The sequence below is a fragment of the Actinomadura sp. GC306 genome (genome assembly GCF_004348665.1).
Lineage (GTDB): Bacteria > Actinomycetota > Actinomycetes > Streptosporangiales > Streptosporangiaceae > Spirillospora.
The window spans coordinates 1-11,025 of the sequence record NZ_SMKM01000228.1; the positions used below are offsets into that span (position 1 = coordinate 1).

Annotated in this window: 13 protein-coding genes, 2 tRNA genes, 1 other RNA gene and 1 pseudogene; 8 read left to right on the forward strand and 9 right to left on the reverse strand. The window is 71.4% G+C overall.

All coding sequences use genetic code 11. The features are described from left to right. On the reverse strand, positions 1-1,661 hold a 1,661-nt coding region (locus E1200_RS25380), incomplete at its 3' end, for a DNA polymerase III subunit gamma and tau (RefSeq protein WP_131954592.1). Between the two features lie 38 nt (positions 1,662-1,699). Beyond that, an RNA gene (gene ffs, locus E1200_RS25385) (signal recognition particle sRNA small type) lies at positions 1,700-1,795 on the reverse strand. A 60-nt stretch (positions 1,796-1,855) separates the two neighbouring features. Here ffs and E1200_RS25390 point away from each other — a divergent pair. The 3 genes from E1200_RS25390 to E1200_RS25400 all read left to right on the forward strand — a co-directional run bounded on the left by E1200_RS25390 (position 1,856) and on the right by E1200_RS25400 (position 2,829). After that, on the forward strand, positions 1,856-2,200 hold the full coding sequence (locus E1200_RS25390; RefSeq protein WP_131954593.1) for a DUF952 domain-containing protein: 345 nt from the start codon (positions 1,856-1,858) through the stop codon (positions 2,198-2,200). 10 nt (positions 2,201-2,210) lie between these two features. Next, positions 2,211-2,298: transfer RNA gene (locus tag E1200_RS25395), tRNA-Ser, on the forward strand. Positions 2,299-2,520: 222 nt separating this feature from the next. Next, positions 2,521-2,829 carry a type II toxin-antitoxin system VapB family antitoxin gene (locus E1200_RS25400; protein WP_131954594.1) on the forward strand — a complete coding sequence of 103 codons (309 nt, stop codon included), beginning with the start codon at positions 2,521-2,523 and terminating at the stop codon, positions 2,827-2,829. Between the two features lie 90 nt (positions 2,830-2,919). Here E1200_RS25400 and E1200_RS25405 read toward each other — a convergent pair whose 3' ends face one another. From E1200_RS25405 to upp, 5 genes and pseudogenes are all read right to left on the reverse strand, one after another. Continuing rightward, a complete protein-coding gene (locus E1200_RS25405; protein ID WP_131954595.1) occupies positions 2,920-4,371 on the reverse strand; it encodes a transcriptional regulator in 1,452 nt (483 codons plus the stop codon). Positions 4,372-4,799: 428 nt separating this feature from the next. Then, positions 4,800-5,309 (reverse strand): annotated as a pseudogene (locus E1200_RS25410) (PH domain-containing protein); the annotation flags it as partial. After that, positions 5,306-5,464: a hypothetical protein gene (locus E1200_RS33940; protein WP_165950457.1), complete on the reverse strand. Its 159-nt coding sequence runs from the start codon at positions 5,462-5,464 to the stop codon at positions 5,306-5,308. The gene E1200_RS33940 and the pseudogene E1200_RS25410, both read right to left, overlap by 4 nt. Before the next feature lie 75 nt (positions 5,465-5,539). Further along, positions 5,540-5,803: a hypothetical protein gene (locus E1200_RS25415; RefSeq protein ID WP_131954597.1), complete on the reverse strand. Its 264-nt coding sequence runs from the start codon at positions 5,801-5,803 to the stop codon at positions 5,540-5,542. A 165-nt stretch (positions 5,804-5,968) separates the two neighbouring features. After that, the gene (gene upp / locus E1200_RS25420) at positions 5,969-6,607 is read right to left on the reverse strand and encodes a uracil phosphoribosyltransferase (RefSeq protein ID WP_131954598.1); all 639 of its coding nucleotides are present in this window, start codon (positions 6,605-6,607) and stop codon (positions 5,969-5,971) included. A 288-nt stretch (positions 6,608-6,895) separates the two neighbouring features. Between upp and E1200_RS25425 the strand changes: the two genes are divergently transcribed. From E1200_RS25425 to E1200_RS25445, 5 genes are all read left to right on the forward strand, one after another. Continuing rightward, positions 6,896-7,111, forward strand: a complete 216-nt coding sequence (locus E1200_RS25425) for a hypothetical protein (protein WP_131954599.1) — start codon at positions 6,896-6,898, stop codon at positions 7,109-7,111. A gap of 153 nt (positions 7,112-7,264) precedes the next feature. After that, positions 7,265-7,750, forward strand: coding sequence for a tRNA adenosine deaminase-associated protein (locus tag E1200_RS25430; RefSeq protein ID WP_131954600.1), 486 nt, complete (start codon positions 7,265-7,267; stop codon positions 7,748-7,750). Positions 7,751-7,848: 98 nt separating this feature from the next. After that, positions 7,849-8,286 (forward strand): hypothetical protein, encoded by a 438-nt coding sequence (locus E1200_RS25435; protein WP_131954601.1) that lies wholly within the window; start codon positions 7,849-7,851, stop codon positions 8,284-8,286. An 85-nt stretch (positions 8,287-8,371) separates the two neighbouring features. Continuing rightward, positions 8,372-8,860, forward strand: a complete 489-nt coding sequence (tadA, locus tag E1200_RS25440) for a tRNA adenosine(34) deaminase TadA (protein ID WP_243708826.1) — start codon at positions 8,372-8,374, stop codon at positions 8,858-8,860. 10 nt (positions 8,861-8,870) lie between these two features. Continuing rightward, positions 8,871-8,955, forward strand: a tRNA-Ser gene (locus E1200_RS25445). Positions 8,956-8,995: 40 nt separating this feature from the next. Here E1200_RS25445 and E1200_RS25450 read toward each other — a convergent pair. Further along, positions 8,996-9,877 carry an EamA family transporter gene (locus E1200_RS25450; protein ID WP_131954602.1) on the reverse strand — a complete coding sequence of 294 codons (882 nt, stop codon included), beginning with the start codon at positions 9,875-9,877 and terminating at the stop codon, positions 8,996-8,998. Beyond that, entirely contained in the window at positions 9,877-10,563 is a 687-nt protein-coding gene (locus E1200_RS25455; protein WP_243708827.1) for a phenylalanine--tRNA ligase beta subunit-related protein, read from the reverse strand. The genes E1200_RS25450 and E1200_RS25455 overlap by 1 nt, the downstream gene beginning before the upstream one ends. Positions 10,564-11,025: the final 462 nt, after the last annotated feature.

Genomic DNA, 11,025 nt, shown 5'->3' on the forward strand with positions numbered 1-11,025 from the left:
CCCATCCGCTCCTTGAGCACTTCGCGCAGGACGGTGTCGCGCCCGCCGTTGACGAATCCGAGGCGCCGTCCTTCCGCGTCGAAGCCCAGTGTGAGGACCTTGCCGTCGAGCGAGACCGGCTGCACCCCGGCCATGATGACCATCCAGGTCGCGCGGCTCTTCTGCTTCACCGCCTCGACGATGTCCGGCCAGAGCCGCTGCACGGCTCCGAAATCCATGCCCCCGCCGGCCGCCGCGGGACTCGGCGGAGGAGGCGGCGGCGACTGGACGGCGGGCGGGGCAGGCCGCTCCGGCGCGGGCCGCTCCTGCGCGGGCGGCGGCGAAGCGGGCCGTTCCGGACGGGTCGCCTGCTCAACCGGAGCCGGAGCCGTAGTCGGCGGCGCAGGAGCGGGCGGCGGCGCGGAACCCGAGGTCGGTGCAGGCGCTGCGGTCGGTGCGGGCGCCGTCGTCGGGGCGGGCGCCGGAGGCAAGCCGCCGCCTTGACCGCCCGCGAGACCGCCCTGGGTGGCCTGGCGCTCCAGGCGGTCCAGCCGGGCGAACAGCGACGTCTCGTCCTCGTACGCGGCGGGCAGGAGGATCCGGGCGCAGATCAACTCCAGCAGCAGCCGCGGGGACGTCGCGCCGCGCATCTCGGTGAGGCCGGTGTGCAGCAGGTCCGCCGCGCGGGTCAGCTCGCCCGGCCCGAGGGACGACGCCTGGCGCCGCATATGCTCCAGCTCGTCCGGCGCGACGTTCAGCAGTCCCGTGCCGCCGGCCTCCGGGACGTTCGACAGGATCACCAGGTCGCGGACGCGTTCCAGCAGGTCGGCGGTGAAGCGGCGCGGGTCCTGGCCGCTCTCGACGACCCGGTCGACGGCGGCGAAGACGGCCGCGCCGTCCCGGGCCGCGAACGCCGCTATGACCTCGTCCAGCAGCGCGGAGTCGGTGTACCCGAGGAGCGACACGGCCCGCGCGTAGGTGATGCCGTTCTCGTCCGAGCCGGCGAGGAGCTGGTCGAGGATCGACAGGGTGTCGCGGGCGGAACCGGCGCCCGCGCGGACGGCCAGCGGCAGCGCCGAAGCCTCGTACGGGACGTCCTCCGACCGCAGGATCTCCTCGACGAGCTCGGTGAGGACGCCCGGCGGGATCAGCCGGAACGGGTAGTGGTGGGTCCGGGACCGGATCGTCCCGATGACCTTCTCCGGCTCGGTCGTCGCGAACACGAACTTCAGGTGCGGCGGCGGCTCCTCGACGAGCTTCAGCAGCGCGTTGAAGCCCTCCCGGGTCACCATGTGCGCCTCGTCGATGATGTACACCTTGAAGCGCGCCGCGACCGGCGCGAAGAACGCGCGTTCCCGCAGGTCGCGGGCGTCGTCGACACCGCCGTGGGACGCCGCGTCGATCTCGATCACGTCGATGTGCCCGGTCCCGGTGGGTCCGAGCGCGACGCACGAGTCGCACTTGCCGCACGGGTCGGGGGTCGGCCCCTGCTCGCAGTTCAGCGAGCGGGCGAGGATGCGGGCGCTGGAGGTCTTGCCGCAGCCGCGCGGACCGCTGAACAGGTACGCGTGGTTGATCCGGCCGTTGCGCAGCGCCTGCTGCAGGGGCTCGGCGACGTGCTCCTGCCCCTTCAGCTCGGCGAACGTCGCTGGCCGGTACTTGCGGTACAGAGCCAGACTCATCGGGGAGCCGTCCTCCCTCGAGAAGCAGAGCGTCAGACGAAAAGGACCCCCCGCACACCCGCCAGAGCCTGCTTATCCTTGCTGCCTTCCGGCCCTGGGGAGGTTCACAGGGTGACGCCATGCGAGGGGTCTGCCCCAGAGTCTATGGCATCCCGCCCCCAGGATGGCCACGGTTCCGGCGTAGTCTCCGCCTCATGTCCGTCCCGACGCACGACACGCTGCTGCACATCGCCGAACGTCCCCACTGGGAGGCCGCCCGCGACACGGGAGTGCCGTACGCCATGTCGACGCTCGGGCGCACGCTGGACGAGGAGGGCTTCGTCCACTGCTCGTCCGGCATGGACCAGGTCGAAGGCGTCCTCGGCCGCTTCTACACCGGCGTCTCCCGCTCGGACCTGGTCCTCCTGGTCATCGACGTGTCGCGGCTGGACGCCCCGGTGCGCTACGAACCCGCCGGCGACGAGGTCTTCCCGCACGTCTACGGCCCGATTCCGGTCTCCGCGGTAATTGATGTCAGGTCACTGCCCGAGAACCGGTAGGCTTCCCCGTGGAGGATTCGCCTAGTGGCCTAGGGCGCACGCTTGGAAAGCGTGTTGCGTGCAAGCGCTCGCGAGTTCGAATCTCGCATCCTCCGCCACCGAAGGCCGGTGCCCCACGGGCACCGGCCTTATTTCATGCCCTGGACGAGGGCGCCCGAGCAGGCTGATCCCGAGGTGGAACGACCGGACGCGCGCTCGACGGAACTTACTCACGAACCCCTTGAGCTGCGCGGTAACTGGTTTACCGGGTGTGGCAAGTGGAGTGACGGATGTTGTTGCGTTGCCTTCTCGGGGCTACCCCGACGCCGTAGACTCGAAGTGTGATCTTCAAGGCCGTGGGTGATGGAAGGCCCTATCCCGACCACGGACTCTCGTCCCGGGACTGGGCCAAGATCCCCCCTCGCCAGGTACGTCTCGACCAGCTCGTGAGCACCAAACGGGAGATGGACCTCCAGTCGCTCCTGTCGAAGGACTCCACCTTCTACGGCGACCTGTTCCCCCACGTGGTCCAGTGGAAGGGCGAGCTCTACCTGGAGGACGGCCTCCACCGCGCCCTGCGGGCAGCGCTGCACCAGCGCCTGGTCCTGCACGCCCGCGTCCTCGACCTGGACGCCGTAGACATCTCCTAGCCACCACCCAAGCCGCCCCTAGCGACGCGCACTGACGCGGTCCCCGGAACGCCGGCCGGGTCGGTACTCGGCGGGTCCGAGGGGTGTGGGTCAGACGCGGCCCAGGTCGCGGTCGGCGGTGTGGTTTCGGGGGGCGCGGAGGCCGGCGGCCTCCAGGGCCCTCCGGTATGCCGACGCCGCGGCGTCCGGGTCCTGGACGAGTTCGAACAGCTCACCCAGTTCCCGCAGCAGGTGCGCCGCCGGGCGGCCGGACGGCAGCGTCGCCAGCTGCTCCGACGCCGCGCGCAGGACGACCTGCGCGGCCGTCCGTTCCCCCTGCGCCACGCGGGCACGAGCCAAGACGAGACGAGCCAGAACGGTCTTCTGCGTACGCGCCGCGAGATCGCTGCCCGGCTGCGAGGCCACAGGCTGGGGCGTCGCCGCCGGGGCGGCCAGGGCCATCCCCGTGTCGAGGAACTGCTCCAGGGTGGCGATGGCCTCGTCCAGCTCGCCGATGAGCACGAGCGCACGGGCCTTCGCGATCGTGCTTTCCGTCGATTCGGCTCCGCCGAGGTCGGTCGTCTCCTGCAGGAGCTCCAGTGCCTCCTGCGCGGCCTCACGCGAGCCCTCGGAACGAGGCCGTTCCAGCGCGAATTCATCGGTCTGCGTCGCGTCGGACGGGGCGGCCGAGGAGAACGGCGTGACTCCCCTGAGCAGCGCCTTGGCAGCGGCCAGGGAAAGGCGTGCACGGGTCTGGGCCGGGCTGGTGTCGGTGCGTGCGGCCAGGGCCTGGTCGGCGAAGTACAGCGAGTCGCCGATCGCGCCTTCGTCCAGGGCGCGCATGCTGGCCCGCTGGTAGTGGACGCTCAGCGGCTCGTCCCCAGGGCCGTCCGGGTGCAGGAGCCGGCGTCCGAGATCGTGGGCGCGGGCCGGAGCGGAGCGGTCCACATAGGCAAGGAGCAGGATCCGGCCGACTTCGGTGTACTCCTCGCCCACGCCGAGGCCGAGGTGCTGCAGGCGCGCGATGGCGCGTTCGCCGAGCGCGATGGCCTGCCCCAGGTCGCCCACCGAGTGGTAGCAGCGCGCCAGGGCGATGACCGGCGGCAGCCAACTCGCCCTGCCCGGGTCCCTTTCGGCCTGCTCGCGCAGTTCCTCGAACAGCGCGATCGCGTTGGCGGTGCGTCCCAGCTCCTCAAGGGCGCGGGCACGGCCCCAGCGCGCGCGGGCGGTCAGGTCGGGATCGTCGCTGCGCGCGATCACCTCGTCGAAGCCGCTCTCCGCGGTGCCCGGGTCGCCGCGCAGCAGCGCGAGGTGGGCGTGCCGCTCCCGTACCTCCAGGTGGGCGCGCTGCTCCGGCTCGACGCCCTCGGCCAGGTACTCGGGGGTGCAGCCGAGGCGTTCGGCCAGCATGCGCAGGACGGTCGGCGTCGGGGTGCGCTTACCCGACTCGATCAACGAGATGTAGCTGTCGGAAAGGTCGTGACCGGCGAGCTGTGCCTGCGACAAGCGTCTGGTCAGCCGCAGGTTGCGGACACGTTCGCCGACGTTGCCTGGACCCGGCATGTGGACTCACTTAGCGGAAGTAAACAGGCGGCTGGGGTGCCGACATGATTGCACATTGCGGGTAATCACACATCGAGAGTAAAGAAGCGACAAGTTACGGGATCGGCTGGTCGGGCCCGGTCCGGCCCGGCGCGCACGCCGCTGCATCGCCGTGCCGCGCCGGTTGCGGCCGGCGGAACCGCCGGGGATCGCGACGCCTGTCATCCTGGGACGGTATCCGACCATCCGCACAAGATCGTAAAAACCGCCGAAATAGATCAGCCCGCTGCGCAAACGGGCTAGCCGCGCGAGGCCGCCGCGCACCGGACGGGGGATCAGGGACGCTCGCCGTCGGCGGGGATGGTGGGGACGTCGTCCGGCGGCGGGGCCGGCTTCGGACGGCGCGGAGGCGGCGGCGGGGGAAGCGTCTTCTCCTCGGGCTGCGGGTTCTTGTTCGGGAAGATCATCTCGCAGACTTCGAGGTAGAGCTGCTCGGGGTAGGGCAGGTAGTCGACGTTGGTGAGCGCCTGGTCCTGGCCGGCGGACTCCAGGATGAACTCGCCGTAGCCGAGCATCCGGCCCGCGATCGTCCGCTTGAAGCTCATGTCGGTGACCTTGGCCAGCGGCATCATCGCGACCTTGCGGGTGATGAGCCCGGTGGTCAGCAGCATCCGCTGGTTGGTGATGACGAAGTAGTCGACGGACCACTCCGCGACCCGCCAGACGAACCAGGCGAGCAGGATCAGCCAGCCCCACCAGATCCAGCTGATGACCGTCCCCGCGTCGCTCGCGACGGTGTTGCTCAGCACCCCCGCGATGATCAGGCCGCCGAGGACGAGGCCGACCGGGACCATCAGCACGGCCGGGTGCCGCCGCACGGTGATCACCTGGTTCTCGTGCGGGAGCAGGTACTTGTTGACCGATGCCGGCGCGGAGTCGCCGGGAGTGACGAGCCTCATGCGAGCGCGTTGACGAAGGTGGCGAGGGAACCCGCGGCGGACGCGATGCCGTTCGCGGCGGACTCGACCGACTGCGCCGCGCCGTCCGGCTGCTTGACCACGTAGAACGCCACGAAGGCCACCGCGGCCCACGTCATGTACTTCTTGGCGGGCACGGCAGCCTCCCGGAGCGTTGACCCACGGACCCCGGGTTCAGTTTCGCACAGCCCGAACGACCGGCAAAGCCACGGCTATGGCGCGTTGTCGAGCGATGAACGTCGCGCCTTGCGGCGTTTCTCGGCGGCGACCGTGGCGAGCACCTCCAGGTGCCTGCGCGCGATCCGCTCCACGAGGTCGGACGGTGCCGACCCGGTGACCTCCTCGGCGCCGTGCCATGCGGCGGAGACGCACCGGTCCACCGTGTCGGTGGCGTGCACCCCCTCGAACTCCTCGGCGAGCCGCTCTCCGATATCCGTGTAGCGCGGCGGGCCGCCGCCGTCCCCTGGGTGAGCCATGAGATGTCCTCGATCGAGCTCGCTCGCACCGCCCGGTCCGAAACGGTCCCCCTGTGCCGGGGCGGTGGAGGGAACGCGCAGAGGCGTTCCGTAGCGCCTTCGTACCCTCGCGGGAAGGGAACGAACATCGCAGGTCACGTCGGCGGGCCCCGTTCGGGGACGCGGTCAGACGACCCCGTAGAGCCGGTCTCCGGCGTCCCCCAGGCCGGGCATGATGAAGCCCTGCTCGTTGAGGTGGGAGTCGATCGCGGCCGTCACGACGCGCACCGGCGCCGATATGTCGGAGAACGCCTGCTCCAGCAGCTTCAGGCCCTCCGGGGCGGCGAGCAGGCAGAGCGCGGTGACGTCCTCGGCCCCGCGGTCCAGGAGCAACTGGATGGCGGCGGCGAGCGTCCCGCCGGTCGCGAGCATCGGGTCGAGGACGTAGCACTGCCGCCCCGACAGGTCGTCCGGCAGCCGCGTCGCGTACGTCTGCGCCTGCAGCGTGCCCTCGTCGCGGATCATGCCCAGGAACCCGACCTCGGCGGTGGGCAGCAGCCGCGTCATGCCGTCGAGCATCCCGAGCCCGGCGCGCAGGATCGGGACGACGAGCGGCTTGGGGCTCGCCAGCTGGACACCGCGCGCCGAGACGAGGGGCGTCTCGACGGTGGCCTCGGTGACCCGCACCTCCCGGGTCGCCTCGTAGGCGAGCAGGGTGACCAGTTCGTCGGCGAGGCGGCGGAACGTGGGGGAATCGGTGCGGACGTCCCGCAGCGTGGTGAGCTTGTGCGCGACGAGGGGGTGGTCGACGGCGAGGGTCTGCATGCGATCACCGTAACCCACCGGCCGTGACCGGCCGGACCGCGCCGAAGCAGGATAGGACGCCGCTGAGCTGGGCAGTATGGCGGTATGAATAGGAAGACCGATCAGCAGCCGGAAGGTCCGGCGCGGGCCCGGGAGTCCGTGCCCGACCCACCTGGGCCCGCGGCGCCGCCGGGCGGGTCCGGGTCGCCTCCGGACGACGCAGCGGCGCCGCGCCCCGGTCCCCCCGCCGGCGAGGAACCCGCCACCGAGACTCCCGCTCCCTCCGCCAACGCGCCCGGCGACGCCCCGGTGACCGATGTCACAGCGGGCGAGGACGGCCGTCCGCGGCCCGGCCCGCAGGGCGACATCTCCCCCGAGCAGGTGCGCGAGCACCTCCGCCGCCGGGCGATCTTCCTGCGCGAGCTGGCCGAGGCCCGTGAGCTGCGCCGCCGGGTCACCCCGCACCGGTCGCGGCGCGCCCGCATCCACGCGGCGCTGCGCCGCCGCACCTTCCGCATAAATTGACGCGGATCGAGTAGGTTCCTTCCGCTGGGCAGGGTTTGCTGCGCTGACTCCCGGTCTCACACGCGGGTGCGGCGCCCAGTTTCGCGTTGGTGCACGCTCGGACCGCCGCATCTGGGACCATGCCCTGGCAAGACACGCGCCGGTGGGGTGGAAATGACGGATGTGGACGCGACGGACTTCGCCGTTGTGGTGTACCGGGAAGACGAGGGCTGGGAGGCCGAGATCCTCCCGGTCGCGCTGACCGAGGACCTCGCGGGGCTGATCCATGCCCTGCGCCAGCAACCGAGCCTCGGCGGCACGATCGGGCTGGTCTCGGTCGGCGACGACTTCTTCGTGGCGATCCGCCTGCTCGGCGACGACGTCATGGTGTTCCTGTCGGACGTCACGGCCTCGGTCGACTGGCCGCTGGCCGGCCAGGTCCTCGACTACCTGGACATCCCGATCCCCGAGGAGGAGGAGCTCGACCAGGTCCTCCCGGTCGGCGACATGTCGATCTTCGCCGACCTCGGCCTGGACGAGATGGAGCTCGGCGCCATCTCCGGCGACCTGGAGCTCTACCCGGACGAGATGCTGCTCAGCATCGCCGGCCGGATCGGCTTCGCCCCCGCCTTCGAACGCGCGATGGACGCCGTCGCCTGACCGTCCGTCCGGTACCACGGGCGGTTTGCCGGATTTCGAACTGATCCGGCGGCGTCAGGGGGTGTGAGCGGGGCAAGCCCGTGGGTCACAATTGGCACGTGACCCAATTCGCCGCCGTGTTCGCGCAGACCCCGCAGGGCTGGGTCGGCATGGAGGCCGCCCTGGCGGAGGCCGAACACGTCGACGACGTCGCCGACCTGATGCGCGAGGCGGCGGTCGAGACCTACGGAGACCCGGTCGTCCTGCTGATCGAGCAGGACGACGACTGGTTCGCGGTGGTCCGGCTGGACGGCGAGAACGAGCCGCGCGCCTACGTCTCCACCGTCCGCGAGGACGGGCTCGGCGCCCTGTTCCAGCAGCTCGTCGGCGAGGTCCCGGACGGCGACCCCGGCGGCGACCCGGCCCTCCTCGAAGACTTCGGCGTCGACCCCAAGCTGCTCAGCGACCTGGGCGAAGGCGCCCTGCCCGGCGACGCGCTCCTCGCCGTCGCCGAGCACGCCGGCTTCGGCGAGGAGTTCGACCACCTCCGCGACTGACCCTCCCGCCAGGGGAAGCCGGCCGCCGGGCGGCTGGACGGACCCGCCCAGAGACGGCAGAACGACCAAGGACGTGACCGGAACAATGGGTGACGAAACGGCGGGCGACCCCGTGCTGGAGGGGTTCGTCCCGGCCATGCGGCTCGCGCTGGCCGAGGCCCGCAAGGCATCCGCGGACGGAGAGATCCCGGTCGGCGCGGTCGTGCTGGACGCGTCCGGCGAGGTCATCGGCACCGGCCGCAACGACCGCGAGCGCTCCGCCGACCCGACCGGCCACGCGGAGATCATCGCAATGCGACAGGCAGCGGCCGCCCTCGGAGAGTGGCGCCTGACCGGCTGCACGCTGGTCGTGACCCTGGAGCCGTGCACGATGTGCGCGGGAGCGTCCGTCCAAGCCCGGCTGGTCCGCGTCGTTTACGGCGCGGTCGACCTGAAGGCCGGCGCAGTCGGCTCGCTGTGGGACGTCATACGCGACCGGCGCCTCAACCACAGGCCGGAGGTCGTCGCGGAGGTCATGGCCGACGAGTGCGCCGCGCTGCTAACCGAGTTCTTCACGCAGCGCAGATTCGGGTAGGCTCTCCCGCGGTGGTGTCGCCTAGTGGACGAGGGCGCACGCCTCGAAAGCGTGTGAAGTGCAAGCTTCCGTGGGTTCGAATCCCACCACCACCGCACATCCCAAGGGCCGCGACCATGTCGCGGCCCTTCGCCGTCACCCCACCGTGACGAGGGCGACCCCCGCGACGGCGACGGCCATCCCCACACGCTGGATGGCGCGAAGCCGCTCGGTGTAGGCGAACCTCGCCAGCAGGACGGTGATCGCCGGGTAGAGGGACGTGAGGACGGCTGCGAGGCTGAGCATGCCCTTGTGGGCGGCCAGGAAGTAGAGGACGTTCGCGCCCGCGTCGAGGGTGCCGGACAGCAGCGCCAGCCCGATCAGCGTCCACCCGGACAGGCGGGGGCCGAGATCGCCGCCGCGGAGCGCCAGGGCCAGGAGCGCGACGGCGATGACGACGACGTTGCCGACGCGGGCGCCGACGATCGGCCATAGGCCGCTGCCGTCCCCCGCGGTCTTCAGCAGGACGAAGAAGACACCGAAGCAGGTGCCGGACACGCCGGCCATGATCGGTCCCGAGTCGAGGTGGCGGCGCCAGCCGGGCGCGGCGGTCTCCGCGGCTCGCTCGTGGCCAGCCTCCATGCTGACCAGGGCGATCGCGACGAGGCACAGCAGGACGCCGGCGGCGACGGACGCGTCCAGCCGCTCACCCCGGGCGATGCCCACGGCCACCGGCAGGACGGCGGTGGCGAGCGCGGACACCGGGGCCACCACGTTCATCGGCCCGCGCGCGAGCGCCCGGTAGAAGGTGATCAGGCCCGCCCCGCCGGCCAGGCCCGCCGTGAAACCCCAGGCGATCGGGCCGGGGGCGGGCGTGCCGCCCCCGGTGAGCAGCGCGGACACCAGGATGATCACGAAGCCGACGGGGATGCACCAGGTCAGCGTCCGCAGCGCGGTCGACCTGCGGGTCACGGCGCCGCCGAGGAAGTCGGCCACGCCGTAGGCGAGGGCCGCGCCCAGGGCGAGGACCGTGACCATCAGCGCCCGCCGATGAGCCGGCTCGTGATGCGCACGTCCGGGGCGATCGCGCGGAGCCTGCCGGCCAGCCGGTCGCCCGCCTCGGCGAGCCGGTCGAGAGGGTAGGGCTCCAGGCGTTCGAGCAGGAAGAGGCCGTTCTTCGTGGTCTCGGTCAGGCGCGTCCGGACGCACTGCCGCCAGTTCCACCGCCGGCAGGTGACGCCCGCGTCATCCCGCCAGACGACCTCACCGGGACCGGGATGCTCGACGGCGGGCTCCCCACCCTGCATCACGTCGAACGGCTCGTCCCCGGTGGCCCGAACCAGCCGCGCGGGACCCTGGTAGGCATCGAGATCCTCGCCGCCGATCGGCAGCGCGTACTCGACGCTGACGGCGTTGTAGGCGTCCACGACCTTGTTGATGGCGGGGAGGGCGTCGGCGCGGCGGAGCAGCGCGTCCACGGAGGGCCGGGTCCGCTGCGGCTTGGAGCCGAACGCCCGATAGGCATCGCGCCACGCCTCGACATGCGGGTCGGCGGCATCGGCCTTCCCGGCCGCTTCGGCCAGCCACTCCTCCGACTCCGCGTCGCTCGGCCCGTTGACCAGCCCTTCAGCGGTCATGACGAGAACCGCGAAATCAGGCCGCAACTCCCGAACGGCCTCATCGACCACGATCCGCTCCAGCATCTCCACCCTCCACCCGGTCACTTTAATGACATCGACATGTCAGTATAACGACCATGCGCAGGCTTCGCGGGCCGTCGGCCCCAGGAGTGCAGCCCCAGCACCGCTCGCCGATGGCGCCACGTCCGCGACCACTCGCCAGAGCAGCGACCACGACCTCCACGGGCTCGACAAGCCGTTGACTTGCGGCGTGTTGTTGTTATGGGACGCCGGATAACAACAACACGCCGCAAGTCAACGAACTCGAGCGACCTTGGTGGATGGCTTCACGCTTGCCTTGCCGAGTGGCTTCCGTGCTGGTTTGTCGGTCTTCCTCTCCGCAGCGGGGTGTGCGGCGGCTTTGGCCTTGCGCGGGCGGACGCGGGGAGGGGTGCTGACGCGCTGTGCGACGTGCGTCAGCACCTGCCTCGCGGTCTTCGTCCTGATGGGCGTGCGCCGGGCTGCGGGAGACTGGGCGGGTGTGGTGGGGAGTGCGAGGGGTGGAAG

Excerpts from the sequence above, each read along its gene's own strand:
- E1200_RS25405 (WP_131954595.1), bottom strand. The coding sequence starts at position 4,371 with ATGCCGGGTCCAGGCAACGTCGGCGAACGTGTCCGCAACCTGCGGCTG.
- tadA (WP_243708826.1), top strand. The coding sequence starts at position 8,372 with ATGGGTGACGAAACGGCGGGCGACCCCGTGCTGGAGGGGTTCGTCCCG.
- upp (WP_131954598.1), bottom strand. The coding sequence starts at position 6,607 with ATGCAGACCCTCGCCGTCGACCACCCCCTCGTCGCGCACAAGCTCACC.
- E1200_RS25390 (WP_131954593.1), top strand. The coding sequence starts at position 1,856 with ATGTCCGTCCCGACGCACGACACGCTGCTGCACATCGCCGAACGTCCC.
- E1200_RS25430 (WP_131954600.1), top strand. The coding sequence starts at position 7,265 with ATGACGGATGTGGACGCGACGGACTTCGCCGTTGTGGTGTACCGGGAA.
- E1200_RS25450 (WP_131954602.1), bottom strand. The coding sequence starts at position 9,877 with ATGGTCACGGTCCTCGCCCTGGGCGCGGCCCTCGCCTACGGCGTGGCC.
- E1200_RS25415 (WP_131954597.1), bottom strand. The coding sequence starts at position 5,803 with ATGGCTCACCCAGGGGACGGCGGCGGCCCGCCGCGCTACACGGATATC.